This window comes from Clostridium sp. LXY-7, assembly GCF_056172015.1.
Genome location: NZ_JBLLJL010000002.1, coordinates 54,972 through 79,685, shown reverse-complemented (window position 1 = coordinate 79,685; position 24,714 = coordinate 54,972). Strand labels below are relative to the sequence as shown.

34 protein-coding genes are annotated in these 24,714 nt (G+C 31.7%); 1 reads left to right on the top strand and 33 read right to left on the bottom strand.

Annotated features, from left to right (window positions below):
• Positions 1–114: 114 nt before the first annotated feature.
• The 29 genes from ACI48Q_RS07405 to ACI48Q_RS07265 all read right to left on the bottom strand — a co-directional run bounded on the left by ACI48Q_RS07405 (position 115) and on the right by ACI48Q_RS07265 (position 20,682).
• Positions 115–1,176 carry an Ig-like domain-containing protein gene (locus ACI48Q_RS07405; RefSeq protein WP_474918442.1) on the bottom strand — a complete coding sequence of 354 codons (1,062 nt, stop codon included), beginning with the start codon at positions 1,174–1,176 and terminating at the stop codon, positions 115–117.
• Between the two features lie 245 nt (positions 1,177–1,421).
• Positions 1,422–2,186 carry an N-acetylmuramoyl-L-alanine amidase gene (locus tag ACI48Q_RS07400; RefSeq protein WP_474918441.1) on the bottom strand — a complete coding sequence of 255 codons (765 nt, stop codon included), beginning with the start codon at positions 2,184–2,186 and terminating at the stop codon, positions 1,422–1,424.
• Positions 2,187–2,648: 462 nt separating this feature from the next.
• Positions 2,649–2,903, bottom strand: coding sequence for a phage holin family protein (locus ACI48Q_RS07395; protein ID WP_474918440.1), 255 nt, complete (start codon positions 2,901–2,903; stop codon positions 2,649–2,651).
• Positions 2,904–2,913: 10 nt separating this feature from the next.
• On the bottom strand, positions 2,914–3,144 hold the full coding sequence (locus tag ACI48Q_RS07390; protein ID WP_474918439.1) for a hemolysin XhlA family protein: 231 nt from the start codon (positions 3,142–3,144) through the stop codon (positions 2,914–2,916).
• Positions 3,145–3,225: 81 nt separating this feature from the next.
• On the bottom strand, positions 3,226–3,780 hold the full coding sequence (locus ACI48Q_RS07385) for a hypothetical protein (protein ID WP_474918438.1): 555 nt from the start codon (positions 3,778–3,780) through the stop codon (positions 3,226–3,228).
• A gap of 107 nt (positions 3,781–3,887) precedes the next feature.
• A complete protein-coding gene (locus ACI48Q_RS07380) occupies positions 3,888–4,118 on the bottom strand; it encodes a hypothetical protein (RefSeq protein ID WP_474918437.1) in 231 nt (76 codons plus the stop codon).
• 108 nt (positions 4,119–4,226) lie between these two features.
• Positions 4,227–4,370 (bottom strand): CD1375 family protein, encoded by a 144-nt coding sequence (locus ACI48Q_RS07375; RefSeq protein WP_474918436.1) that lies wholly within the window; start codon positions 4,368–4,370, stop codon positions 4,227–4,229.
• Complete coding sequence (locus ACI48Q_RS07370) at positions 4,370–4,522, bottom strand: hypothetical protein (protein ID WP_474918435.1); 153 nt, start codon at positions 4,520–4,522, stop codon at positions 4,370–4,372. The genes ACI48Q_RS07375 and ACI48Q_RS07370 overlap by 1 nt, the downstream gene beginning before the upstream one ends.
• Positions 4,522–7,188, bottom strand: coding sequence for a hypothetical protein (locus ACI48Q_RS07365; protein ID WP_474918434.1), 2,667 nt, complete (start codon positions 7,186–7,188; stop codon positions 4,522–4,524). Before ACI48Q_RS07365 ends, ACI48Q_RS07370 begins: the two co-directional genes overlap by 1 nt.
• Before the next feature lie 13 nt (positions 7,189–7,201).
• The gene (locus ACI48Q_RS07360; protein WP_474918433.1) at positions 7,202–7,570 is read right to left on the bottom strand and encodes a hypothetical protein; all 369 of its coding nucleotides are present in this window, start codon (positions 7,568–7,570) and stop codon (positions 7,202–7,204) included.
• Complete coding sequence (locus ACI48Q_RS07355) at positions 7,570–7,869, bottom strand: hypothetical protein (RefSeq protein ID WP_474918432.1); 300 nt, start codon at positions 7,867–7,869, stop codon at positions 7,570–7,572. The genes ACI48Q_RS07360 and ACI48Q_RS07355 overlap by 1 nt, the downstream gene beginning before the upstream one ends.
• Positions 7,866–8,540 carry a putative phage tail protein gene (locus ACI48Q_RS07350; RefSeq protein ID WP_474918431.1) on the bottom strand — a complete coding sequence of 225 codons (675 nt, stop codon included), beginning with the start codon at positions 8,538–8,540 and terminating at the stop codon, positions 7,866–7,868. The genes ACI48Q_RS07355 and ACI48Q_RS07350 overlap by 4 nt, the downstream gene beginning before the upstream one ends.
• Entirely contained in the window at positions 8,521–9,615 is a 1,095-nt protein-coding gene (locus ACI48Q_RS07345) for a baseplate J/gp47 family protein (protein ID WP_474918430.1), read from the bottom strand. Before ACI48Q_RS07345 ends, ACI48Q_RS07350 begins: the two co-directional genes overlap by 20 nt.
• The gene (locus tag ACI48Q_RS07340) at positions 9,616–10,017 is read right to left on the bottom strand and encodes a DUF2634 domain-containing protein (RefSeq protein ID WP_474918429.1); all 402 of its coding nucleotides are present in this window, start codon (positions 10,015–10,017) and stop codon (positions 9,616–9,618) included.
• A 1-nt stretch (position 10,018) separates the two neighbouring features.
• On the bottom strand, positions 10,019–10,450 hold the full coding sequence (locus tag ACI48Q_RS07335) for a DUF2577 domain-containing protein (RefSeq protein ID WP_474918428.1): 432 nt from the start codon (positions 10,448–10,450) through the stop codon (positions 10,019–10,021).
• 2 nt (positions 10,451–10,452) lie between these two features.
• The gene (locus tag ACI48Q_RS07330; RefSeq protein WP_474918427.1) at positions 10,453–11,427 is read right to left on the bottom strand and encodes an XkdQ/YqbQ family protein; all 975 of its coding nucleotides are present in this window, start codon (positions 11,425–11,427) and stop codon (positions 10,453–10,455) included.
• A gap of 11 nt (positions 11,428–11,438) precedes the next feature.
• A complete protein-coding gene (locus tag ACI48Q_RS07325) occupies positions 11,439–12,098 on the bottom strand; it encodes a LysM peptidoglycan-binding domain-containing protein (protein WP_474918426.1) in 660 nt (219 codons plus the stop codon).
• Positions 12,098–14,272 (bottom strand): hypothetical protein, encoded by a 2,175-nt coding sequence (locus ACI48Q_RS07320; RefSeq protein WP_474918425.1) that lies wholly within the window; start codon positions 14,270–14,272, stop codon positions 12,098–12,100. Before ACI48Q_RS07320 ends, ACI48Q_RS07325 begins: the two co-directional genes overlap by 1 nt.
• A 57-nt stretch (positions 14,273–14,329) precedes the next feature.
• Positions 14,330–14,812: a hypothetical protein gene (locus ACI48Q_RS07315; protein ID WP_474918424.1), complete on the bottom strand. Its 483-nt coding sequence runs from the start codon at positions 14,810–14,812 to the stop codon at positions 14,330–14,332.
• Positions 14,813–15,048: 236 nt separating this feature from the next.
• Positions 15,049–15,462 (bottom strand): phage tail assembly chaperone, encoded by a 414-nt coding sequence (locus ACI48Q_RS07310; RefSeq protein WP_474918423.1) that lies wholly within the window; start codon positions 15,460–15,462, stop codon positions 15,049–15,051.
• 15 nt (positions 15,463–15,477) lie between these two features.
• Positions 15,478–15,942 (bottom strand): phage tail tube protein, encoded by a 465-nt coding sequence (locus tag ACI48Q_RS07305; RefSeq protein WP_474918422.1) that lies wholly within the window; start codon positions 15,940–15,942, stop codon positions 15,478–15,480.
• Positions 15,943–17,256 (bottom strand): phage tail sheath family protein, encoded by a 1,314-nt coding sequence (locus ACI48Q_RS07300; protein WP_474918421.1) that lies wholly within the window; start codon positions 17,254–17,256, stop codon positions 15,943–15,945.
• Entirely contained in the window at positions 17,225–17,455 is a 231-nt protein-coding gene (locus ACI48Q_RS07295; protein ID WP_474918420.1) for a hypothetical protein, read from the bottom strand. Before ACI48Q_RS07295 ends, ACI48Q_RS07300 begins: the two co-directional genes overlap by 32 nt.
• A complete protein-coding gene (locus ACI48Q_RS07290; RefSeq protein WP_474918419.1) occupies positions 17,448–17,879 on the bottom strand; it encodes a phage tail terminator family protein in 432 nt (143 codons plus the stop codon). The genes ACI48Q_RS07295 and ACI48Q_RS07290 overlap by 8 nt, the downstream gene beginning before the upstream one ends.
• Positions 17,880–17,883: 4 nt before the next feature.
• Positions 17,884–18,315 (bottom strand): HK97 gp10 family phage protein, encoded by a 432-nt coding sequence (locus ACI48Q_RS07285; protein WP_474918418.1) that lies wholly within the window; start codon positions 18,313–18,315, stop codon positions 17,884–17,886.
• The gene (locus tag ACI48Q_RS07280) at positions 18,315–18,701 is read right to left on the bottom strand and encodes a hypothetical protein (RefSeq protein WP_474918417.1); all 387 of its coding nucleotides are present in this window, start codon (positions 18,699–18,701) and stop codon (positions 18,315–18,317) included. Before ACI48Q_RS07280 ends, ACI48Q_RS07285 begins: the two co-directional genes overlap by 1 nt.
• 1 nt (position 18,702) lies before the next feature.
• Complete coding sequence (locus tag ACI48Q_RS07275; protein ID WP_474918416.1) at positions 18,703–19,047, bottom strand: phage head-tail connector protein; 345 nt, start codon at positions 19,045–19,047, stop codon at positions 18,703–18,705.
• 11 nt (positions 19,048–19,058) lie between these two features.
• Entirely contained in the window at positions 19,059–20,069 is a 1,011-nt protein-coding gene (locus ACI48Q_RS07270) for a major capsid protein (protein ID WP_474918415.1), read from the bottom strand.
• 19 nt (positions 20,070–20,088) lie between these two features.
• A complete protein-coding gene (locus ACI48Q_RS07265) occupies positions 20,089–20,682 on the bottom strand; it encodes a phage scaffolding protein (RefSeq protein ID WP_474918414.1) in 594 nt (197 codons plus the stop codon).
• A gap of 180 nt (positions 20,683–20,862) precedes the next feature.
• Here ACI48Q_RS07265 and ACI48Q_RS07260 point away from each other — a divergent pair, with 180 nt between their 5' ends.
• Positions 20,863–21,126, top strand: a complete 264-nt coding sequence (locus ACI48Q_RS07260; RefSeq protein ID WP_474918413.1) for a YjcQ family protein — start codon at positions 20,863–20,865, stop codon at positions 21,124–21,126.
• Here the strand turns inward: ACI48Q_RS07260 and ACI48Q_RS07255 are convergent.
• Genes ACI48Q_RS07255 through ACI48Q_RS07240 form a run of 4 tightly spaced genes read right to left on the bottom strand, consistent with a single transcriptional unit; the run spans position 21,074 to position 24,712 of the window.
• A complete protein-coding gene (locus tag ACI48Q_RS07255) occupies positions 21,074–21,304 on the bottom strand; it encodes a hypothetical protein (protein WP_474918412.1) in 231 nt (76 codons plus the stop codon). The genes ACI48Q_RS07260 and ACI48Q_RS07255 overlap by 53 nt on opposite strands.
• A 35-nt stretch (positions 21,305–21,339) precedes the next feature.
• Positions 21,340–21,489: a hypothetical protein gene (locus tag ACI48Q_RS07250; RefSeq protein ID WP_474918411.1), complete on the bottom strand. Its 150-nt coding sequence runs from the start codon at positions 21,487–21,489 to the stop codon at positions 21,340–21,342.
• Positions 21,490–23,268, bottom strand: coding sequence for a minor capsid protein (locus ACI48Q_RS07245; protein ID WP_474918410.1), 1,779 nt, complete (start codon positions 23,266–23,268; stop codon positions 21,490–21,492).
• Positions 23,258–24,712 carry a phage portal protein gene (locus tag ACI48Q_RS07240; protein WP_474918409.1) on the bottom strand — a complete coding sequence of 485 codons (1,455 nt, stop codon included), beginning with the start codon at positions 24,710–24,712 and terminating at the stop codon, positions 23,258–23,260. The genes ACI48Q_RS07245 and ACI48Q_RS07240 overlap by 11 nt, the downstream gene beginning before the upstream one ends.
• Positions 24,713–24,714 lie beyond the last annotated feature (2 nt).

Genomic DNA, 24,714 nt, shown 5'->3' with positions numbered 1-24,714 from the left:
TAAACCTTTATATTTCTACAAATATTTTACATTCCCTCTTTTTACAAAAAATGAAAAAGCCATGTAACACACATCTAAGTGTAATCCATGGCTCTAATCTATTTCCTATTCATATTATCTTATTTCAAACCCAACTATTTTATCATGTACTAAATATTCAACATTTCCTTTTGCATTTTTTATTTTGTATATTGGATTTTCTGTCTTATCTAAATCTCTACTCTTAAACCATTTAATAAAGTTATTTACATCAATGTCTTTGCCTTGTTTTATATTTCCATCTACCATTTCTATATATAAGTTTCCATCTCCTGTTGGTTCCTCTGGATCTACTGGAGTTTCTTTCTTTGTAACTGTAACTATGCAATCAGCTTTTATGTCTGTTCCTTCTATTGTGGCTGTTATAGTTGCTTGTCCTTCTTTTATTGCTGTAACATTTCCATTTTCATCTACTGTAGCTATGTTTGCATCACTTGAAGTCCATGTTACATTCTTATTTACAGCCTCATCAGGTAATACTGTAGCTATTAATTTATCAGTTTGTCCAACTTTTAAATCAATTGAGGATTTATCTAATGATATACTTGAATTATTAGTTGCTGGTATTTCATTATATGGCTTTAATTCACCATTTTCATCTATATCAATTCCGTCTAATAGCATTGAATAATCTTCAGTGATTATTTCAATTTTCACAAAATGTTCCTTTAATTCTAATCCAGTTTTTTCATAATTCACACATTGATTTACACTACCAGATCCTTGATTTTGAGAAAAATACTCTTCAATCGAATTATCTATAGTCACCTTTATATTTACAGTCCCTAAATTATATTTAAATCCTATATATCTTATTTTTGTACCATAAAAGTTAAATTGTACAATTTTAGACCATGATGCAGTTTTATTATATCTAATTGAATCCATTTGTCTTGTAACGCCATTAGGAAAGATAAAATTACTATTAGTATCATCATATCTTTTCCAGCCTTTTTCAGGTAGCCTAAGTTCACCTCCTACTTTAGCGCTATTTTCTGGAGTATTATTTAAGTTATTTACACCGATAACATAATCATTTCCACTTTCTGCAGCATAAACTTCTCTAACATTACCTAAACTTAAAGTAAAAATACACATTAACATGCATGCTAACATTAATCTTAATTTCTTTTTCATTTTTTATCCCCCATTATTAAATTATTAAAATTTCATTAATTACAAATATCATTATATAGTTTCATATTAATACAAATCAACAAATATATTCCTACAAATTAATTGATATTTTTTGATTATTATCAAATATTTCAAAACATATTTGGAAATATATTCTCATGTTAAATATATTAAATAATAGAGAAAGACACCTAACTCCTCAAGTGCCTTTTAAAAGATATATTCCAGTATATTTATATAAGACTTTATTTCTTATTCTCTATTATATACTCCATAACCTTTTTACATGTATCATAAGCATCTACTCCTATAATTTCTACATCACATTTAACCTCTTTACAAGCTCCTCCACCAACACCAACAACTCTTCTAGCTGTTCCTATAGCATATTGATGTGGCATTAATATACCCCAATCAAAGGCTCTATTTAAGTATTTAGCAGCCAGTTCATCTGTGGAGTTATTAATTATAACTACTGTATCTATTGTGGGCTCATTAACTATAGTTTTTCCTGTTATCCTTTTTACAATAGCATTAGCCATAGATTCAACATTGTATCTATCCATATCCTCTTTGGAGTCAATAAAAGCACATTCTATTAAAAGTGCATCCATTTTAGTTGAATTTAGTACACATAAGTCAGGTCTATATTTTATCCCTCTATTTGCATATCCTAGCTTAGCTATTTCATCTACTATTTTCCGCGCATATTGATTAGCTATTGTAGAATTACTATTATATGTTAGGACTTCTACGCCTCTACCACCACCACAATTAAAATGTATTGATACAAATAAATCAACTTTAGCATTATTTGCAATTCTACATATATCATTTAGGCTATTATTAGATTCGTCTATTGTACAGTTTACTACTGTATGACCTAATTGCTGTAATTTAGATATAACTAATTTACCCAAAGGTCTATTTAAATCTGTTTCATTTTTTATTCCTCGTGCTCCTGTTCCCTTTCCCCTTAGGGTATGACCCATATCAATTCCTATTTTCATTTATACTTCACTCTCCTTTTGAGATTTACTTTCAAGTTCTCCTGTTTCTGACTTTGTACTATTATAAAAAATAATGTTATAATATGATATTAAAATAATTTTAATATAGTGTAACTATATAAATCTAAATGCTTTCTTTAATATCGTATAATAAATATCTTAGTTAATTAATATTGGAGGGATTTGTATGAAAGATAAAAAGACAGTTTCTGGTATTGTATACGGAATATTTGTGTTTTTTTTACTAGTTGGAAATATTCTTAATTATATTTTGAAATAAGTTTATATATATACTGTAATTTATGGAAGTCTAATTTTCTTAGCGTTACTTTTGCACAAATTGCGCTCGAGACCCCATATTCTTCTCATAAAAATAAAAAATGCAGCTAATTCTACCTATGCTTGTGGTGGATCTATAAATCTTAGTGGTGGATCTACAACTCTTTTCATGTAATCACTCTCCTATTCTCTTTTAGTTGTACTCTGTTTTATAAGTTGATTTGTAAGCACTGCAACCCCAGCACATATAATACCTTCTATAAAGGCTAACCCACTAACCCCCTCTATTAATAAAGCCCCAATTGTACCTACAATTAAAAGAACCCATGGTATAACCCAATCCGCAACCTTAGAAGTATTTTTTAGAAATATCCCAATAACATAAAGAGCAGCCACTAATATAAGTAACTGCTCAGGAACAAATTTTATTAAATCCATAATTTTTTACCTACCTTTCCAATATTCTTTGTAGCATATAAAAGAAAAAGCCTATAAGTCCTGAACCCACAAGTCCTATAAGCCATTTTAAAGTGTTTATTAAGCTATCTACCTTCTGAATTAAATTTCCTATATTGGCTCTAAACTCACTTTGCTCTTGCTCTAATCTATCTAATCTTTCCGAATGATTATTGATTCTTTTCTCATGAGTTTCTAATTGATGTTTTACTAGTTCATCCATATTACACCTCTTTTTAAGTCTAAATAAAAAGATATAGCATTTTTGCTATATCTTTACTTGGACAATATATTATTATATTTATTATTTAAATATGCTTTCTAATAATTCTCTCATACTTTCAAACTGAGGATATCTATCATTAAAAGTTTCTTCGCCTTTTTTTATTAATCCATACCCTAATTTAAAGTTACTAAATTCCTCAATACTCTTTTTCGTATCCACTATTTTTTCTTTGGTTCCTTGAATATCCTTATCCATTCTTTCTTCTTCTGTAAGTTTTTCAGATGTTCCACATGTTACATTGATTCCACGATATTTTCCTAACTCATTTAATAGAACTCTATATTGTGATTTATCTATTTCACATTGAATTTCCCAAGCTGAATATGCTCCAAAATAAAATTCCTGTGGATTAGCCTTTTTTATTTTCACACTAGCTCCTCCATAAATTGCTTCTATATCATCATTAGTTTCTCTAATAGTAAACCCTTGATTTGTGAAAAACTCTTTAAACTCATCATGTGCATTATAAACATAAGCACTTTTCTTTACTCTAAATAAGTTATCATATTGATTTTCTAATTCGTCTAATTCTGTTTTTAAATCTTCAAGTTCCTTAATTTTTACTAAGTTCATTAACCATCCTCCTAGAAGTTATTGTCCAAGTTACAAATATTATATCATACAAAATATTACATAAAATATTAAATTTAGAACTTTATAACTTCTAGTTTAAGATAAGATTACATATCTTTAATATCTAGCACTCTTAATTCATACAATCCATTTTTCTTATTCACTCTTTTACATATATTTAATGCCATGTCATGCATTTGTCGTAAATCTTCATCTGTAAGTAAATCCTCTAGATCCTCATCTGAAATTAATCCATCTAAATTAAATTCCGTATGAAAGTGAGCTACCTCTCCAATATTTTCTTCAATATACATAGTATATAATTTCTTTCTACTCATAATTTTCAATCCTCCATTCACAAAAATAGGCAAAATAAAAAGACTATCTCTAGTCCCTATTCTGCCTTCTAAAATTATTTAATTAATTCGTCCTTATAATCTATGATGTTATACTCCAGCTACTAAATACTCTGCTACTGCCAATCTATAATCCTCTGGAACCACATCTTTTGTACTTCCTTCCGTAGGCTCTAAATCCCATCTCTCAGCCTTTATTAATACTGCATACGCTTTCACTTTCCATTGTTTCATTATTTTGTACCTCCATTTAATTTATTTTCAACAGCAGTCATTCTACTATCAATTTCTAATAATATTTCGTAGATATCTACTAGTTGTATCTCATTCTGCTCTTTCTTTCCTTCCCTTATCTCTGATAAAGGCTTCTCTGCTATAATCTTCATTAATCGAATGCACCTCCAAAACCTTTTAGGCTTACTTGTTTTGTTGCTGTTACTTTATCGAAATTGAAGCGTATATTTACACCCCAATCGTCGTTAACTTTAGTTGTGTTTGAGAAGTTGTGATGTCTATTTGTTTCCACAGAGTTTGTAACATCTTCCCAAGTTGGAGCAACATTGGTTGCATCTGTCAACGTTGTGGAAGCTTCTGTAACTGTGATAGATTTCTTGCCTGTTGCACTTTGGTACGATATATCCACTTCGGGAATTATTTCACTCTCTATAATAAATTTACTTGTATCATACTGTTCTAGTACTTTAGGATAAGAAACTTTATTTTTTAGTGGTGTTTCTCTTTCATAGTAAATTAACCAAGGGTCAGGATGGTCAGGTCTACCTGTACTAGTGAAGAAATTCTTAAGTTTATCTGTTTTTACTTGTTCAGTATCTGTAGGCTCTATTTTAGTATTAAAATTACTTATGCGAATCATTATTGTACCATTTGAGGTTATAGTGAAACAATCCGAATCAAATGTGTTAAACACAGTACTTGTAACTGTTGGATATCTATTGCTTATAGCGTTTATAACAGTAGTCATTCCTTTGGCTTTGTTAGCTGGTTTTAGTATAGCTACAGCAGAGTTATTTTGGTTTGGTATAGATGGTTCATATCTGTCAAATGTCTCTAAACTCAACCTTGAAGTAGCTATTTTCTGCTCTTCAAAAGTATCATATGCACCTTCTAACCCTCTTAACGGTTGCTTAATTGTCATATAAGCTTTATCTTCCTTTGTGTCAGACTTTACTTTTAAACCTAAAGAACCATCACCAAACTCACCTATACTCTTAAAGCTTGTAAAAAATACTGTAGGGGTTTGCTTGTTTGTATAATCCCCCTCAAGTAATAGGACTGATGTCTGCAAAAGATATCTGTCAGAATCTGAACTTGTCCAACCATCCGCATAATAACCATCTAAATACGAAAAGTATTCATCAGCGTTTAAGGTTGCCAAAATTTTGCTAAAAGGCTCTAATGTTATTTCCCTGACTTGGTTATGTGTTACATCTTTTTTGACATTAGTCTTTATTTTCTTATGAGTTAGGTTGCATATAGTATATGAACCTTGCAACGTTCTAACTCCAATTCCTAAGAAACTCCAAGAGTATATTCTATTATTAGTTACAAATGCTAGTTGCTTTGTGTCTGCTTGATTGAGGTTCAAAAAGGTCTTACCTCTTACCTCTTTAATGTTTAATCCGTCGTAGGCATTGTTACAAGCTTCTACCTTCATAGTTGCCCCATTTGGTACATCTCTTGTAGCTGATACCATAATTCGATTAGGTTTTGCATCTGTTTTAAAAGGTGATTTAAGTTTAAGGTCTATTTTGTTAGATACCCTACGAAATCCATAACTCTTGTCACTTGTTCCACCCGCATCATCCGTAGCAGTAATCCTTATAACATAGTAATCTGTATTATTTAACTTAATCCACTCTTCTTGTGATATGGTCAATACATTCTCTTCTCCTAATATAGCAGTATAGGTTCTTAGCGTTTTTGCTCCCAAGCCTACAATTGCTTCTGTTACCGTTACTTTGTTCCCTTCTACATCATGAACGGAATATTTTACCTTTGGTGGTTCTGTTAAATTTCCTAAGTTCCCATTCGGTGGTGTAACATCCGTAACGATTTGTGGTGCTGTGTTTACTTTTTTGAAATAGTAGTATCTATTTGAGTAATTAAAATTAGAGTCGTACACTTGTATAGCAATAGTATGATTTGAATCATTAGCCATAGCACGGATTTGTTCATCAGTTATAGTGACTGTTAGTTGTTGATTTTGAGGGGCATTTGTTATTCCTTTAATTTTATTGTTGTCTAGGTATTCATTTACTGTCAAGCTGTCACCGTCAGGGTCTGATACTTGATAAGTTATACTAAAACCACTGCTTTTATTCCCTAAATTTTCATCTTTGCCTGATATTGTAGGTGGTTGGTTTATTTCTTCCAACACTGGTCTCCATCCCGCACTAGTGGAATAATAAGTTTTATCTACTAAACTGTAATGGTCAGGTCTTGTATAACCATGATAACAAGCTGAGACATCATTTGAATTTAAATCACTATCAAACGTATATACACCCCACCAATTCCAAAATTGATTATGTGCTCCCTCTTGTTGGGCATATGTCATAGTTGAATTTAAATCTGTACTGTTAGGTTTAGGAAGTCCCACTATGTCTCCGTCCTTCATTGCTATATACCTTCGGTATTCGGTGTAAGTCAATAACCTACATTTATATTTCTTACCGTCTATAGATACCTCTTTACCCTTTACAACACCAAGTGAGTTTAAATCCCCCCAAGATATATTGCTTAAAATTACCTTATCACATATATAAATAGTTTTATTTTCGGCATTTTTAATTTTATACCAATACATATTCCATGAACTAGCAGTACCGGGGGGTGTAGGTCCAAACGACACATAGTCATTTGAGTCACCCCTAACATAAGCTTTTATATCCCCATAACCCTTATTAGGTAAACCGGAAGGGAAATTACTAGTTACCCAAGGTCTGAAAGGGTAATCAATGTAATTTGCTCCATTCTTATCCTTTACAATTATAGTTCCCATTCTAACCTTGCCTAAATACTCTGTAGCCATTTAAATCACTCCTTTATACGTAAATCATTTTCATTTCTTGATTGTAAACACCGTCTGACAGTATCAGTGCATCAAGATTATTCAAGTTTTCCACAAAGATGTTATCGGTGATATCGTTGAACACCGCATCCTTAAGGATGCCTACTTCAACTTCTAGTGCTCCAATTTTATCTGCATTTGATATTATATGCTGACGGTTGATATAGATATTTTCATCCATGTAGTTTAGATTTCTAGCATTAACAGGAGTACCATCCTGTAGAATTTTTCCTTCTTGGGGTATTAATGTTACAGTGCCATCTTTGTTAACCTGCTGCCTAAATGTAAGAGGTCTTTCTGAAATATGATCTCTAAAATATATTCTTTGATAGGTTTCATTCATTACCCTTCCACCTCGCTTATTCTAAGACTAAAAATAATAAGTAAGCCCTTACTAGTTCCCTTCTGCAATATTTCTGCTCGATCCATAAGAACTACCCCTGACTTACTTATTAATTTTATATTTTTAATTTCTCCAGCTATCGTATCATCTAACAATAAGTATATTTTCAAATAGTTATCTTCTATTGTTGTTTTATATAGCTCTACCCTCTTAGATTCTTCTCCGATACTTAACTCGCCATGACCTACTAAATCTAAAATAGAACTGGATATTAAATTAATACCTTCGCTTGTTATCATGCTAGTGTTTCACCTCCTGCGTTAAATGTACCAGTTAAATTGTATTTTTGATTTATATTGCTATTATTTGTGGTTATATTTAGATTTTCACTAAATGTAAGACCTTCCGTGGATATATGTGGTCTTGTTCCACAAGCAAATGTTCCACACATGTTGTATAGAATTTCATGTTTTCTAAAATCTGTTTGTAATAATAGACCTGACTTTAATTCACTTACCATTAAAGATTCTAAAATCATATTACATGGAATTATATCTCTGAAATTATCAGTTATTTCATTGAAAGTATTCCAATCAAATGTATAAACTTCAACTTTTAAAGTATAAATATCATTTTCTAACTCTATTTTATAATTATCTTTTCCAAATAAACTCTCTAGCTTATATTTAAGAAAATTATAGGTAAATGGCACCTTATCCATCTTCCTATTTTTCAATCTTAGCTTTCTAAATTCTAAACTCTCATTTAAAGCATCTGCTCTTATTTTGTATAAAGCTTCACATTTTTTAACCCCATACTCTGTAGCAGTATCAATAAAAGCCTCATTTAAAATTCTCTTTTGATTGATTTCTATACTTTCCAACTCAATATCTTCTGTAGCCATTATAGTTTTAAATTCCTCTATTTCAGCTATATCAGGTGGTAAAAATTCAATTAGTGGTTTTCTCACTTAATACCACCTCTTTCAAAATTGGGACTTCCTCGGCTCCTAGAGCTAAGTTTTCTTCCTTCCCATTTATCTTAGTATTAAATAAGTCAGCAATGCCCTCTACATTTAAAATCTTTGCTTCAATTTGACTTATTCTAACTATTGTATTTTCTTCCTCAGGCCATTGTTTCCTTAACTGTAATAGGTATTCTTTAATAACGCTCTCTATATCTTCTTGAACTTGACCTATAGTAACATCTCTTCTTAACACAAGTTTAGTATCTATAGTTATTTCTATATCTTTAGCACCTGACACAGTGACTACATGTCCAACTGGAGCTATTCCTAAACCTTCACCTTGATTTTGCACTGGATCTAATTCTGTCTGTACTTTATCTATAAGTTCTGCAGTAGGAACATTATATGAACTATCTAAAAATACTATTTTTACAGTTCCCCCACCATTCCATATAGGGAATATTTTTATTTCTCCAACACCTTCTATAGCTCTAGTATTAATTTTATAATCAGCTATATTCCCTCCAAATGGCTTCTCGTTTAGGTGTTCTAAATACCTAGCATAAAGGCTTTCATTTGTTTCTATATCTTCACCTGGTATTAATAATTCCCCTAGGGTGGCAGTAGATAACCCTTCTATATATTCTATAGGTATTAATGATCCTGTTATAGAATTTCCTTCTGTACCTGTAGCTTCACATTGCATTTTATATATTCCAATAGATATTTTTTCTATGGCCATAAAGTTAAAATCTTCTATGGAGAATCTACTGTTTAAAGGAATGTCCATTAAAGTATTATCTTGATTATAAAAATATCCTTTCTTTATGGAAGGTGTAGGCTGTTCTCTTTTAAGTCCTTCTTCTGCTACTTTTAAATCTAAAAATTCCTCTGGCATGTTAGGACTTGCAAAAGTGTATTCTAAGAACCTATCCATATCTGAATACATTCTTGCTAGCTCTTGAGCTGCTGGTGCTAGGGCATTATAAATTATAGAACCTTCTCTTTTATCTATCTCATTCGGTACTTTATCCATCATTCTTTTTAAAATAAATTCTTCTGTGTTCATTTCAAACATTTATAGCACCTCCTTACTTGCTTCAAAATCTCCATAAATAGAAAAGACAGTGAATCTTGCTAAAACACTGTCTTTTTCATATTCAAATGTAAAATTATCTACATTATTTATCCTATCATCTTGTATTAATGCTTCTCTAACTCTTCTTTTAAATTCACTTTCTGCTATGTCTTTATCTATTCCTATTATGCCTTTAAGCTCACTTCCATAATTCCAAGAGTAGATAAGATACTCATATCTTTCTGTGTTTAGAATTAAGGTTATTGCTTGTTTAAGTGCTTCAATATCATCACAAAAACCTACAACCCTTCCATCTTTTATTCTATATGTTTTTGTAGGTTGAATTGATTCTTCGATAACATCAACATTATTTATTATTGCTCCTTGTGGTAATATACTCATATCACACCACCTTATCAAGGATTACATATTGTTGTCCACCTTGTACTCTTAAAAGTAACACCTTATCTCCAACCTTTAATCCTTCTCTAATTACTACTACCTCTTTCAATTCCTTTTCAGTGGCTTTTTCATGTGAGCCAACCTCTGTCATTCCTCCAGAGCACTTTTCATCTATATATTTATGGTTATGAGATAAATCAATTTCATATCTGATTAAATTCTCTGGTATTATGAAAAACACCTCTGAAAGAATAAGTTTCTGTTCTATTTTTATAGTGCATTTGGTTGGAACATATAGAAAACATGGATAATTAATAGTTTTATCTACTTTAGTAGCATTAAAATTAATAACCTCTCCAAATGCAATATTTACAGGGTTGCTTGCTCCTACAGCATCTACTCCTGCCTGTTTTATAATGTCTATCATTCCCATACTTACACCACCTTTAAATCAAAATCCATAACAAGATTACCATTAGAGAACTTATGAGTAGCATCTTCTATAAGGTAATACTGTTTTATACCTTTTTCTTTTATTTCTACATATACACCGGATCCAGCTCTTAACTTTAAATCTTCTTTAATATCTGTACTTACTACATCTTTTAATTTTAATGTTTTAGTTTCTCTATTCTTAAGTTTTAAAGTTGCTTTGCACATTTCTTGTATTTGTGCCTTATTCATTTTTTCATCTGCTTTATAGAAATACTGTAGTCTTCCCCATTTAGCTATACTGTTACTATCCTGTTCTATATAGACATCTCTACCTTTAGTGTCTTTATTGTCCCTAACTATTTTAACTCTGTTGTAAGTGTCGGAATCTATACTATTTTTCCAATCATAGTCACCTAAATTATTATCATCACTTATAACAACAGTTTGCCTCATATTATTTATGTTTTTTAAGCATATAGAGCCAAAATCATCATAAAGGACATAAGTTTGTTTTGTACTCATTAAAGTCTTTTCTAAGGAACTATAAAATATATCTAAAATCTTTTTATCATCCTCTAAAAGAGAAGGAATTACATACTTTGTATCTTCTATAGTTCCAACCTTTAACCCTATATCCTTAACTATTTGGGATATTATTTGGCTAGCTTTTTTATTAGTAAATACATAGGTATCGTTGTAAAGCAAATATCTAATTTGGTCATAGGCTGCTACTTTCACAACATGGTCTTTAGATCCACCATTCTCAAATACATATCCATAAAAAACATTGTTGTTATCTACTTTAAAACTAATTACATCACCATTATTTATATTTACTTGCTTATCTTTAATTATTTCAATATCCAAGCTCCCAGCCTTGCCTTTTCTAGAAGTCTTCCAAGTTACTTCTCCAACTAGATCACTTATATTAAATACATTCCCATTTTTATTATCTAAAAGTAATTGTATTTGCACTTAACCACCACCTATGGAATCTTAAAAACTTGTCCTGGATATATTAAGTTAGGATTTTTTATATTATTTAACTTTGCAATTTCTTTATATCTGCTTCCGTTACCTAAATACTTCTTAGATATAGCCCAAAGGGTATCTCCCTTAACTACTGTATGGGATTTTACATTGGGTTTACTTGTCGCAGGTCTTGGAGGTGTGGAACTTTTAACTACCTGTTGAGTTGCTTTCTTCTCAACTATCTCTATCTTTTTAGCTGAATACAATACATATCTTTTTAACTCTATTGAATAATAAATGTCTCCAACTTCTCCACCATGTTCCTCATATTTAAAGTCCTCTATAGAGTATAAATCATTTATCTCTAATGGACTTCCTACTAATATCAATCTTATATACTTACATTCATCTCTCCACTTTTTTATTATAGAAACATAAAAGCTCGGTTCAAATAATTGTTCCGAACTTACGTATGGTCCTCTATTTTTAGGGAAAAAGCTTTCAAAGGATATATCTCTAAGTTTTGGTTTATTTATTATATTTACTTCACCTAGATTTATCACCTCAGTGGTTTTATTATTGCCTGATTCACTTACCTCTATTTTTTCAGGTAATACTGGGATGTTAAAGCCTTCCTCCCCACTGTCTAATCCTAAATATATTTTATAAGCCATTAAGCATATACCCCCTCCGCACTACTAACTAATTGTGTTTCCATGTAACTTTCTATTTTACCTATTATTTTGTTAATGTCAGCCTCTTCTTTAATATCTCCTGTTGTAACTTGTACTGTAGGTGTTAGAGTTACAAAGTTTTGTATACTATCCTGTTCAGCTAAATCTCTAAGCATTTCTAAATGTTCATTTGAAGCACTCATATTGTCATCTATATTCTTAAGATGGTTTTTTGAGCCTTTAGATGATTTATTTAAATCATCTAGTGAATTAGACAATGAACCCGGTCCTTGTGATTCATTCCACTTATTTAAATCTGGACCTGCTCCACCTAATATATTATTTAAATTAAATTTATCCTCTGAACCATTAGCATGAGCTGTCTTTGCGGCTGCTATATTGGCTTGTCTTTTCGCTAAATCTGCGCCTGCCTCATTAAACATATTCTTTAAACTATCTTCTCTTGCTTTCTTTGCCGCATCTTTTTGCGACATATAAGCAGCTAAATCTTTATTCCTACCTGCCTTTTCGGCTTCGTTTTCTGCCATAGCTTCAGTTCCGAATGTCACTTTACTTACAGCTTCAATACTAACACCTGGAATTTTATTAACCATGTTTATTAAATCATTTATCAGATCTATTGCACCATTAACAAAGTTCTGTAGTATCATAAGCCCTCCAGCCTTCATATTCCCTAGTGCATTTTGAATATTTACAGATAACTGATAACATGCAACACATAAAGAATCCCACATATTCATTATTCCGTATACCATCATGAACGCACTAATCTTAAGTACATCCCAGGCAGTAATTAAAACATTTGTAATCATAAGCCATGTTGCTTGAAGTCCATAAGTGTGAGCTGACCACGCAATTATTGCTGCTATAACTGCTATTATAATAATTATTATCCAAACTAAAGGACAAGCTAATAATGCTGTATTTAACCCCCACTGTGCAGCTGTATTTGCTGCTTTTGCATTTGTATCTGCTAATGTTGCTTTTGTATGAATTGCTGTTGCAATTGCAGAAGCAAGCTGAATCCCTTTAGATATTCCTTGCACTATATTATAAGCAATCATTGCTCCTTTAAATGTAATGATTGCTCCTATAGCTCCAGCTAGTATTGGCCCTATAATACCCCAATTACTTTGTATCCCGCTTCCTATAGATTGTATTATATTGAATAGCCATAGTCCGGCATTAACAACTGTTGTTAATCCATTAGATAACCCATTAAAAAATGATTGAAAACTACCATCAGAAAAAGCCTCATTTAGTTGTGTAAATACTGGTGCTAATATCTCTAAAGCTCCGTTACCAGCCTGTGCCATTGCGGTTTTAAAGTTAGATTTAAAATTATCAAATTGAGCTGCTGCAGATTGATTATATTGCTCTAGCATTGATTCAGTAAATCCTTTTTGATTAAGAAGAGTGTCAAATTTACCTATAAATTCATCCATACTTTTAGAGGCTTTGAGAATTTCTATATCTGCTTTACCAAACCCAAACCTCTCTTTTAAAGATACTCCATCTCCGCTCATCATTTCTTTAAGTGCAAATCCAGCACCCTCTAGCCCTTGGGTTGGGTCCATAAGTGTTAATCTTTCTGAAAGGTTTGCTAATTTATCAAGACTGTTTGTATTCTTAGTAAATTGCATAAACTTTCTAGCATTCCCAGCAAAATCTTCAAATGCAAATACACTATCATTTGCTTCCTTTTGAAGGTTGCCAAAATAAGCTGTACCAACATCTTTATTACTCATAATACCTTGTATGGTGAATAATTGTTGTTGAGCTTTCATAGCACCCCCTATTGTAGCATTTATGCCCTCTTTAGCAGCTCGAAAACCTAAATAAGTTCCTAGGAGTCCCTTAACCTTTCCTGTTAATCCACCTGCGGATTGAGTACCTCTTTCAAATGAATTATTTAACTCGTTTTGCTCTTTAGTTGCTTTATCTTGAGAACTAGCTAGTTCTTGCAGTCCCGCATTAGCCCTCTGTATTGCTCCTTTAGCTGCATTTAATGTACTAGTAATTTTAATATCCTTATTTGCTGAATTACTCATTTGATCCATTGCTGATATAGTTAAATTCAGCGCTTGTGTAATTTGTTGAAGAGGTCCAGTCATTTGGTCAAACATTTTTAACGAAGTTGCTACTGTAGCCATACTATCACCTCAATTCTGGACATAATAAAAGCACCTTTAGAAAGGTGCTTTTATATCCTATAATTCAATTTTCTTTTTTTCTTCTCGTTTTCTTACTATTGGTCTCAATGTGTCTACTAAACTAGCTGCTCCTTTTACTGCGTTTGCTTGAAAATCTTCAAATATCATGTATGCAATATCTTCAGAACTATTCTCATAACTTATAATAGCTTTGCTAGTAACTTTTCTCTCTTCTTTTGTATTCGGTGCTGATCCAATAATTGCACCTGATACTCTCAATGTAGCTGCTCCAACTACACCTTTTACCATGCTTGATTTTGTATATTTTTCTATGTCTATATCCATATCAAAATCCACTGAATGTATTTTTTCTATTTTCAATCTATATTCCTTATCTCCAGATTCAATAACCAATTTATCACTGTATACAGTAACTTTACAGTGCATTTTTTCTGGTATTTCTAATCCTATTATATGTCTAAGGTCAAATTTGTCTAGTTCTCCATTTATATTCTTTTTCTTCTTAGAAAATAACCCCACAATAACACCCCCCATTTAATTATTTTAATATTAACAAATATTCGTTAATAACTCAATTATTACCTCCTATTTTTTTATCTTGCTTAAAGATTTCTTTTCACTCTCTACATGTAAATCTATAGAAGCGTAAATAAAGGCTTTCTCTTGTCTAGACATATTTGCTAATGTGCTGGGGAGTATTTTAAGCTTATGGAGGGCATAGTGTGCATATGTAGCTTCACCATCACCCTCCTTTATTAGTTTTTTGCTTCGTCTACTAGTTCCTCCATGGTCCTGTTATATCCATTTACTTCACTAACTACTGAGCTCCATTCGGAGTATTCTCCATCACTCATTTTAGCTTTCATACAATCCAAAAGTTGTTCTGCTCCCATTACTCCCCACGACTTTTGGAACTCTGCATTTTTCAAATCTGGGTATGTTGTAGTTTCTATTATTAAATTAGTAACATACCTATCTTGATCTGTTTCCATTATCTTTTGACCTTTAACAAAAGTAACCTTTCTACATTTCTTTCTTAATTCATCCCCCAAGACTGAAGATATAGGCTTAAACTTCATCTTTCTTTTTCTTCCACCCATAGTTATTTCTCTTTCTACTTCTAATACCTCATCAAAACTATCCATTAAAAAATCTTCAAATTGACTCATAATTAATTCCTCCTATTATCCTAATACTGGCTTGTTAAATTTATCTAGTAAGTCTACATCTTCAAATGTAAAACTCATGTCCTCTTCTAATACTTCACTATCAACATCAAGCAGAGCTATTATTGCTTCATCTAGATTACAATCTTTTAAGACTACTGTTTGTCTACCAACACTGCTCGTAGGGTCCTCATTAGTTAGGGAAATATCAAAATAAGTATCAATCCCATCTTTCATATATCTAACCATTAATTCTCTAAAAATTGATGTAATATAATAAATGGTCATACTTCCGGACCCTTTCCACCCAGTGGCTTTATTCTGCGCTCCTCTTTTACCAAGAGTTTTCACTTCTGTCTTTTGCTTCTCTACTTTACCCTCAATCTTCTTTACATAAAAAAGCTCTTCATTTCTCCCGTTTATAGTTGCATAAGCTCTAGCCTCTTGACCGCTTATTGTATCTCCAGCTTTTAAAAATCCCATCTATCGCACCTCCACAGACATATATAATTTTTCCATAGAATCTACTGGTTGCACTCCGATTATAGCCATAACTGCATCAGTATCATTACCCTTCTCTATTACAACATCATCTGGAATAACATTCTCTAACGCATTTATACCTTGCAATGTTTCTAAATGTTTTATTACATCTTTCTTAAATAAATTTCTTCCATCTACATTGTTATCAACTTGTCCTGTATATCTTTCTTCCCACAATAATTTTGTATCATTATTTACTGTATCCAATGTTCTTATTACTCTATTTTTACTAAATGCTTTATTCTTTTCATCTGTAAAGGTAGTAAGAGTATTTATATCCTGCTCTATAACTACTTTAGAATTATTTATAGTAAATATAATCTCACCATTTTTTAATGCATCTTCTATTTCTTTATTTGTATATCTTTGGTCTACATCTACAGCTCCATCATATATAGAATAAGTATTAGATTTATTAACATTAGCACCCGCAGTAGCTCCAGCAACAAATGCTACCGATTCCTCTGCGGTTATTAAACCATCCTTTAAAATTACTCCATTTTTAACGCTTATAACTCCTTCATAATCTGCCTCTGGATAGTTCTCTAATACTACTTGTACCTTTTTACCTTCATTCTCTCTAAGACGTGTTATAAAGTTTGTAGCTATAGCTTTAATACTTTTATCTTTTGTTGGAATACCCATGGTATTAAAGTTATATAGCTCTATAGTTGTTAGATAATCTGTATAGTCTTGATTAGTAACAGTTCCATCTTCCCCTCCTGTAAGATTTACTCCTGCAGTAGCTGCTAAGTTCCCACTATCACCAAAAGTAACAAATTGATTATCTTTTAGATTCTCTACAGTCCCTATAGAACTTTGTTTATCAACTTGTACATCACCTAACATGGTTATAACATCAAATGTAGAGCTATTATCTATATTATTTTGGATTATAACTCTTATGTTATTTCCTTTAGAACCACTATGCTTAGCCTCTATATTTAACTCTCCTAATATAGCTGTAGCCTTTGTTCCTTTGTTAAGTCTATATAATAATAGTGTAGTAGCTCTTTTGAGTGCCTCTCTTATTAGCTTTGCGCTTGGGTCTGTTATATCTATTCCTAATACATCAATTAAACTGTAAGGATTATCTATTTCTATAATCTGTTTTTCTGGTCCCCATGGTAATGCCATTGGAATGGTTACCACTCCTCTTTCTCCAAGTAAAACACTGTCCTTCTTTTTAGATTTAAAATTTATATATGCTCCTGGTCTTACTTTATTTTGTTTCGTCCATGTCCCTCCTGCCATCTTGGGTTACCTCCTTTTTATTAAAATTCTCTAATATCTTATTAACTTCTTCTAAGGTGTATTGCTTATCTTCTAATAAAGCTTTAAGCATATCCTTTTCAATTAAATCAAATTTATTAGAGTTAATAATTTGCTCTTTACTAAACTTAATTTCTTTAATCTCATCATTGGTCTTATCCTTTTTAGCTGCTTTAGCCATTCTTTACACCAACTTTCTGTTTTAATTTATTCATCTTCTCTGCTGCTTCGATTTCTTTCAATACGTGGAAATTAAACTGTAAGAAGAAATGTAAAACATCATCTACAACCTCATGTGCCATGTTGTTAGCTCTATATAACCCATTGTTTAGAGGTACATATTCAAGTACATCATAGAGCTTATCAGCCATATCTAGACAATCACTGTTTATATCATCTTTATCTGAAAAATAGTGAATGTCAAAAGATATATTTTTCTTATACCTTCTATTAAGCTCTTTGTTTTGTCCTGAGCTTAAATTCTTAACAAAAAAGCAAGGTTCATCAAAACCCTGCTTTATTTTTTCACCATATATATTTACATTGGGGAATTCTTTATCTAGTACATTGTTAATTCCTATCTTTATATCATTTATACTTGCCACAACATCACCTACCATTAAGTATTTGATTTAATAGCTCTACCTGTTTTTTCTCTAAAAACTTAGGTAACTCTCTTTCGATCTCTTGCATAGATATTTCAACCATGAATCTCCCCTCAACCCATCCTTTGTGGTTTCGAGTTCTATGTCCATTATTCACAAAACTTGCATATTCCACATTATTGAATATCTCTACTATATAAGCATTGCCTTGTTTTACTACCTCTCCAACTTGCCAGTTTCTTCTTAAATGTCCTCCTGTCTTATCTGCATAAACACCCACAGGAGTTCTTTTTTTTATCTTTCTTTCAGCTCTAAATGCCATTTCTAATAGAAATTCTTTTATCCATCTTTCTATAACTCTTTCATCAAGGGCTTTGCTGAAACTCTTAGCCATCTTCTTAAACTCGGCACAATCAAAACTACCTAACTTCCCCATTAAGCTCTACCTTCTTTACTTAAAATTACTTCTTGGTGGGTATCATAAGGAAATCCTTCTCCAGCATAGTATTTATTTTTTACACCTAATACATTAGTAACTTCTATTTCATCACCTTGTTTTATATTTACCTCTGGAGCTATAAAAATCTTAAGCTCATACGTTATCGTATTCACTGTATCGCTCTGATTATTTTTACTTAAGCTTTGTTTAGACACTCTGCAAGGTTGATTTTCATACTTAGGAATTGGATTAATACCCATCTTAGTTTCCTTAGTTGTAGGGTCTTTATATCTCCCATAGGCTCTTATATTGCAAGTACAATCATAAAGGCTCTCTATAGCTTTTCTAGCTTTGATTTTAGCCTTTTGAATAGCTTTAATCATGTTACCAAACCAACTTTCTATATTTATTAAGTTGCACCTTGTAATCCTTAATTAGAGTGTCTTTAATTTCACTGGTGGTACTTCTGAAACTTGTAGTTGTATCTCCTTCTGTTATAGAAGAAACAGAGCCTACAGAGTTTTCTTCTTCTCCAATGCTCTCATTTCTGTATAGATCCATTGCCATTCTTAAAACTGTATTCTCTAATTCCTTAGGTATTTTAGCAATATTACAATAGTTTCTTATTGTTTCTTCTATATTTTCTAAAGTAAATTCTAATAAAAAATCCTTAGACTTATCATCTAAGGTTATACCTAATAGTTGTTTTAATTTTTCCAATTGAGTCATAAACTCACATCCTATATTTTGTGCTTAAATGCCACAATCCTAATTTGTTTTGGTTCATATACTTTATCCCAATTTAGAGGGTCCGCTATTTCTACTCTTGAAGGTCCTTCTGTCTTAGCTACATTAGCATTAGTGAATTTAATCCCTCTTGGATGTAAAATATAGGTCTTTCTATTAATTAAATAATCAACTCCTGAACCTTTCTTTTTATCCCTGTCTGTTTCTGTTGGTACAAAGTCAACCGGATTACCATTTCCCAATGCAATAGCACCTTGTCCAAATAGGAAAGTTGTAAATGTCATATTAGATCCACTTCCTTCATAAGGACATCCATCGTCTATAATTACTCTTTTACCTTGATAAGTATCAAAAGCTGGACTATCTGATGGTCTAACAGTATCTAATAAGTTTTGCTTTCTTAAAGTTGCCTCAACAGCACTGTGCATAGCAACAGCAGTTAATAACTCTTTAGCATCTCCTAAGCATTGTTGTGCATCTACAAAAGCACTTCCACTCCATTTAGCAGCATTTCCACTCAGTGAAGAAATATCTAGTAAATTACTTGCAAGTCTTGTTATTGCTTCTCCACTTTCTCCACTTGCTGGAATTGTTCCAAATATTCCTTTAAGAATTGCAATTAATTCCTTTTGCATATCTCTAGTCCAAAAGCCACTTACTAAGTTTCCTATAGCTGCCATTGGGTCTTTACCTGCTAATGCTGCTGATAAGTCTGTAGCACTCCACATTTTTGCTCTTCTTATAATAGCTGCTACATCTTTATTTGATGTAATCTTATTTGCTTCAAGGTCTAAATCCTCAATTATTTGCTCTGATTCTCCTGTTAAATCTTCAAAGAATGGCATATTAATTGTAGGTGCAGCTTGTGAAGCCAATCCATCAAACTCACTATTATTTGTTATAATACCACTTTGAACTAATGAGCTCTTTTCCATTGTCTTATTGATTACATAAGGGTTAAATAATTCTGGTACAATTACATCACTTAATTTTGTTCCTGCCATGTTTTATACATCTCCTTTATTATTGGTTTACTTGATTCATTAATTGTTTTGCTAAGTCTGGATTTTCTTTAAATATCTTTCCTTGCTCCGTTAAATTAAATGTTTCTTCTTTCCAAGGGTTGTAACCTTTAGGTGTTCTATTACCTTCTGTTGGTGATATCCCTGTGAACTTTGTCTGTTGTTCTTCCTCAAATAAGTATGAATCACTTTTCTTAAACTCTTCTAATTGTTCTGTAAGTCCTGATATCTTTTCACCATCTAGCTTGATATTATCTAAGTTTAATAGTGCTTTCATAGCCTTTATGTTTCTTACATTTGCACCTTTTAAAACATCTTCTAAAGCATAATTAAACTGCATATCTTTTATCTGCTTCTCATAATTAGTGACTTTGGTTTCATATTCTCCTACCTTGGTTTGCAATTCTTCATTATCCTTATTACTTTTCTTTAAATCTCCAATGGTTGTATTTGCAGTTTTAAGCTGCTCATTTACAGCATTGAACTTATCTTTAGGAATCCAGTTCCCATTGCTAACGATATCTAATTTGTTATCACCTACCTTTGCTACTACTTGATTGTAAAGTTCTTCTCCTAAAAGTTCTTTTAAATCCATTTTTATTACTCCTTTCCTACTAGCCTTTTGTACAGGTCGGCTCCTGCTTGTGGTCTTTCAGTTTAGGCTCATAAATACTAAAAAGAGCAAAATAAAAAAGCCTTATTGCTAAGACTTACACTCATAGTTTGTACACCCCTCTCATATATGGTAATATTTTGTTGAAAGGAGGTGCTACTCATGTTCAAATCAACAAAAGATTTTAATGATGCAATGTATAAAATCATGCTTAACATTCGTGATGGCAAGTTACAGCCTAAGGACTTTGATTTTAAAATTGATGAAGAAGAATGTCGTGATGCTGTAGAGCGTGCAGTTGAGCTAAATTACATTAAAGGTATCAGTTTTGCAAATGGTTTCTCTGGATATAAGGCCAGTAAAGATACCAGACTTACTTATGATGGTCTTGAATATCTTGAAAAAAACAAAGAACAGCATCAGTAATTACACTATAACCTAACCATTCAATAACTATATCGAATACCTTTGAAACTTCATTTTGTAAAATGTCGTGTTTGGAAAGTACCTTTATTACATCCGTTGCACATTCTCCTAATGCGACATTTTCTTTAATCTTAATTTCTTTTGTTCCATCCACTTTATTCACCTCGCTTTCAGACATAATAAAAGCACCTACTAATTTTACTTAGCAAGTGCCTATTCTTCTATAGCATATTCATCTAATTCACTCATGAACTCCTTATATTCATCTTTAACCCATTGTGGCGCACCTTCTTTTATTTTAAGTCCATCATTGTCATAATATACATATTCAGTATCCATGAATTTTGGTCTTTCTAATTCCATTTATTTTGCTCCTTCCCTAATATATTTATTTAATTTACTCTCTACTTTTTCACCAAAAACTTTTGCAAATTCTCGTGGATTTTCTCCACCGAAGTATTCTGCAAAGGTTTCAGCAAATGTTTCCTCTGGCTTACTTCCACCATATTCACTTACTAATTTTGATATATCCTTAAATGATACGTCTTTATTATATTTTACATTATAATCTTTTATAGTCTCGCTTATAAAATCTTTACACCAATTTTGATTAACCTTACCACTATTACTATCAAGCCATTTTAATGAATTAGCTATGTGGTGACCATATTCATGTACAAATGTTTTGTGACCTTTTGCATTAGGCACTGTCCATCCAGTTTCTATACATCTCTTTATATAATCAATATTAAATGCTTTATCTGTGAAGTATCGTCCATTAAGAGCTAATTCAACCGCTTCTGGACTATTAGTGTAGTATCTATAATATCCTACTGGCTTAATGTCTGCTTTTATTTTGAACTCAGGAAGTTTTACTGGATTAATCTCTTTAAAACCATCAAAATAACTATTGAATTTATCTAACCAATTTACTGAATCCTGCAATAATTCCTTATCTATAGGACATTTTCTACTGTCAGAAAACTTAATGTCATATTCATTGCTTAGATACTTAGACATTTCTCTTTTACTAGAGAATTGCTTATTTTCTACGCTGAAATCAGTCCATGATGAAGTGCTTTTATCTATTATATCACTATTACCATTATTTTCAACATATTTATTGTACCACTGTCCATAATCCATATTCCCATCTACATAATAGACCTTACCATCACTATCTCTAGCAATTCTTTCTTCGTCTATACTATCTGGGAAATATGCTACTGTAGTAGTTCTACAATTAGCGTGGAAAGGTGGGGCAGTAATTCCTACTTCCCATTTATCTAAATCAAATGGTTCCTTCTTGCTTGCAGCATCCATATCTCTACATGTTTTACTTGTACGTGAATCTAAAGTTGCTAATATTTCATATTGCTTTATAACTCCACTTCCACTATAACTATTAAATGTAGCTTTAGAAGTTATATAAGCACTTTCTGTGTTTACTAACTTTCTAGCTCTTTCTTTAGCTACTCCCATTCTTTCAGATATAACTTTTGTGGTTCTATCTATGCTATCGCCACGTATAAAAGCTTGTGTAAGATTTGTCTTTAACTCATTTACAAGCTTATTTCTATTTTTCCATATGGTACTCATATAGTTATCCTCTAGCCATGGAGTAGTTAGTATCTTATCAATGGCCTTATCATCTATCTTAGCAAAGTTTACCCCTATTCCTAACCCTTTATGGACTTCAAATATATTTCTATAATAAGTATCCTTATAGGTACTCTTTAAAAGCTTTGTAGTTCCTTCTAACTGATTAGAGTATAAACTGTTTATCTTAACATCTATTTGAGACTGTAAAGCCTGTAGTCGAGATACACGTCTTTTATAATAGACATTATTAAGGTCTTGAGTCCAAATCCCATCAGGATTATCTTTAGCTTTTCTTTTGAACTCGGCTAAAGTCATTTTAAACTCTCTAAGCTCATTGGCATTTAGCATTGTTCTTGCATCTGCTAAAGATATTTCATTGTTATTTGCAAACCTAGCATAAAACACTTCAATATCTTTCTTGATACTATTTTGTGCTTCCAAGTATTCCAGTTCTAATTGAAACTTGTACTTATCAGCTCTATCAAATTGTGAATTAGCTATTGACTCTGATCTCTTTATCCAATAATCCTTATTCCTCATCTACATCATTCCTAGTATCATCTACATTGTTAGGAAAATTGGAGTATTCTTCTGCTTCCTCTTCTTTCTGCTTCTGTATTTTATCTAATTCTTCCTTAGTCGCCCATGGGTGGTTAGAAACTATAGTTTCATCACTAATAATACCAACACTAGATTTACAGTTATTAATGCTGTCAGTTTCATTTGTAAGCATATCTCTATTAAAAATAAAATCTACGTTCTCATTAGTAAAGTCACCTTGTCCAGTATTAACTAGATGTTGATTAATAAACCATAGTAAGTATTCTAGTGATGCTTGAAACTCTGTTTCTATGATATTACAATCTAAGTCTAAATCATTATATAGGAATTTAAGAGCAATACCACTTGGAGAGTTCCCAAACTTATCACTTTGAGTATCTACACCTCTTCCAAACTCGTATATATCTTTTCTTGTCTGTTCTATATGTGTTTTATAAGCTTCAACATTAATTTCTAAGTTCCTTGTTTCAACCCCACCATCACTAGCAACTTTAACGGCTCTATATAAGGACATATTCTTTCTAAACTCACCTAAGTTAGTTCCATCATAGTCCTTTAATACATAAATAGAATTGGGGAGGTCCTCTAAATTATTACTATTATCAGATTTTTGTTTATCATAATCATCTACTAAGGACTTAACAAACTTAATTAATGGCTGCTCTTCATCATTATATTTGAAATATACAAAAGGCACTTTAGACCAGGTAAATGATTGATTATTTCCTTTATCATCTACCACACTAAAATGCCCTGTATCTTCTGGAGCTTCAACATCAGGTATTAACTTTCCATTTTCTTTAACATATCTTAATACTTGTTTAGTATCCCAGTACTCAACCTTTTCTATTGTCTTTTTATTTTTACCATCATATATTATAACTTCATATACTCTTATTAAAGCATCTAATTTAGTGTGCTCAGAATCCTTCCACAATGGAATTATCTCCTCTGATGGTAACCTTTTAAATCTAAGTTGGCCTTCCTCATTATAATATATCTGTGCCCATGCTATACCTTTATTAATTGCATCCTTACCTAAGTTCTTAATAAGCCTCATGAAAGATTTATTAAATACATCATCTAGTACTTTTTTATACTGTTCATTATCAGTTTGTATAGTTAATGGCTTGCTTAATAAATACCCTATCTTTTGATCTGTGAGTTTCCTAACAAATTGATGGATTAATTTATTATTTACTAGGTTTTTAACTTCTTCTAACTCTCCGTCTTCACCTATAGCCATTCTTTTACGCTTCAGTATATCGGCATTACCTTTGTAATATCGTTCTCCATCTAACATTAGTTGTCTTTCTGTAGAGCTATTCCATTCTTTTATTTCTTCTTGGATTATTTCTTCTAAGGACATTTGATTATTAGCACCTTTATTAAGTATTCCTTTTATTTTATCTATCATAATCATAT

Excerpts from the sequence above, each read along its gene's own strand:
- ACI48Q_RS07245 (WP_474918410.1), bottom strand. The coding sequence starts at position 23,268 with ATGAGGAATAAGGATTATTGGATAAAGAGATCAGAGTCAATAGCTAAT.
- ACI48Q_RS07400 (WP_474918441.1), bottom strand. The coding sequence starts at position 2,186 with ATGAAAATAGGAATTGATATGGGTCATACCCTAAGGGGAAAGGGAACA.
- ACI48Q_RS07405 (WP_474918442.1), bottom strand. The coding sequence starts at position 1,176 with ATGAAAAAGAAATTAAGATTAATGTTAGCATGCATGTTAATGTGTATT.
- ACI48Q_RS07310 (WP_474918423.1), bottom strand. The coding sequence starts at position 15,462 with ATGAGTCAATTTGAAGATTTTTTAATGGATAGTTTTGATGAGGTATTA.
- ACI48Q_RS07370 (WP_474918435.1), bottom strand. The coding sequence starts at position 4,522 with ATGAAGATTATAGCAGAGAAGCCTTTATCAGAGATAAGGGAAGGAAAG.
- ACI48Q_RS07345 (WP_474918430.1), bottom strand. The coding sequence starts at position 9,615 with ATGTTTGAAATGAACACAGAAGAATTTATTTTAAAAAGAATGATGGAT.
- ACI48Q_RS07305 (WP_474918422.1), bottom strand. The coding sequence starts at position 15,942 with ATGGGATTTTTAAAAGCTGGAGATACAATAAGCGGTCAAGAGGCTAGA.
- ACI48Q_RS07250 (WP_474918411.1), bottom strand. The coding sequence starts at position 21,489 with ATGGAATTAGAAAGACCAAAATTCATGGATACTGAATATGTATATTAT.
- ACI48Q_RS07335 (WP_474918428.1), bottom strand. The coding sequence starts at position 10,450 with ATGGGAATGATAGACATTATAAAACAGGCAGGAGTAGATGCTGTAGGA.
- ACI48Q_RS07390 (WP_474918439.1), bottom strand. The coding sequence starts at position 3,144 with ATGGATGAACTAGTAAAACATCAATTAGAAACTCATGAGAAAAGAATC.
- ACI48Q_RS07260 (WP_474918413.1), top strand. The coding sequence starts at position 20,863 with ATGTTCAAATCAACAAAAGATTTTAATGATGCAATGTATAAAATCATG.
- ACI48Q_RS07300 (WP_474918421.1), bottom strand. The coding sequence starts at position 17,256 with ATGGCAGGAGGGACATGGACGAAACAAAATAAAGTAAGACCAGGAGCA.
- ACI48Q_RS07360 (WP_474918433.1), bottom strand. The coding sequence starts at position 7,570 with ATGAATGAAACCTATCAAAGAATATATTTTAGAGATCATATTTCAGAA.
- ACI48Q_RS07385 (WP_474918438.1), bottom strand. The coding sequence starts at position 3,780 with ATGAACTTAGTAAAAATTAAGGAACTTGAAGATTTAAAAACAGAATTA.
- ACI48Q_RS07380 (WP_474918437.1), bottom strand. The coding sequence starts at position 4,118 with ATGAGTAGAAAGAAATTATATACTATGTATATTGAAGAAAATATTGGA.
- ACI48Q_RS07375 (WP_474918436.1), bottom strand. The coding sequence starts at position 4,370 with ATGAAACAATGGAAAGTGAAAGCGTATGCAGTATTAATAAAGGCTGAG.
- ACI48Q_RS07365 (WP_474918434.1), bottom strand. The coding sequence starts at position 7,188 with ATGGCTACAGAGTATTTAGGCAAGGTTAGAATGGGAACTATAATTGTA.
- ACI48Q_RS07280 (WP_474918417.1), bottom strand. The coding sequence starts at position 18,701 with ATGATTAAAGCTATTCAAAAGGCTAAAATCAAAGCTAGAAAAGCTATA.
- ACI48Q_RS07240 (WP_474918409.1), bottom strand. The coding sequence starts at position 24,712 with ATGATTATGATAGATAAAATAAAAGGAATACTTAATAAAGGTGCTAAT.
- ACI48Q_RS07325 (WP_474918426.1), bottom strand. The coding sequence starts at position 12,098 with ATGGCTTATAAAATATATTTAGGATTAGACAGTGGGGAGGAAGGCTTT.
- ACI48Q_RS07395 (WP_474918440.1), bottom strand. The coding sequence starts at position 2,903 with ATGGATTTAATAAAATTTGTTCCTGAGCAGTTACTTATATTAGTGGCT.
- ACI48Q_RS07340 (WP_474918429.1), bottom strand. The coding sequence starts at position 10,017 with ATGAGTATATTACCACAAGGAGCAATAATAAATAATGTTGATGTTATC.
- ACI48Q_RS07275 (WP_474918416.1), bottom strand. The coding sequence starts at position 19,047 with ATGACTCAATTGGAAAAATTAAAACAACTATTAGGTATAACCTTAGAT.
- ACI48Q_RS07255 (WP_474918412.1), bottom strand. The coding sequence starts at position 21,304 with ATGTCTGAAAGCGAGGTGAATAAAGTGGATGGAACAAAAGAAATTAAG.
- ACI48Q_RS07285 (WP_474918418.1), bottom strand. The coding sequence starts at position 18,315 with ATGGGGAAGTTAGGTAGTTTTGATTGTGCCGAGTTTAAGAAGATGGCT.
- ACI48Q_RS07270 (WP_474918415.1), bottom strand. The coding sequence starts at position 20,069 with ATGGCAGGAACAAAATTAAGTGATGTAATTGTACCAGAATTATTTAAC.
- ACI48Q_RS07355 (WP_474918432.1), bottom strand. The coding sequence starts at position 7,869 with ATGATAACAAGCGAAGGTATTAATTTAATATCCAGTTCTATTTTAGAT.
- ACI48Q_RS07320 (WP_474918425.1), bottom strand. The coding sequence starts at position 14,272 with ATGGCTACAGTAGCAACTTCGTTAAAAATGTTTGACCAAATGACTGGA.
- ACI48Q_RS07295 (WP_474918420.1), bottom strand. The coding sequence starts at position 17,455 with ATGGCTAAAGCAGCTAAAAAGGATAAGACCAATGATGAGATTAAAGAA.
- ACI48Q_RS07265 (WP_474918414.1), bottom strand. The coding sequence starts at position 20,682 with ATGGATTTAAAAGAACTTTTAGGAGAAGAACTTTACAATCAAGTAGTA.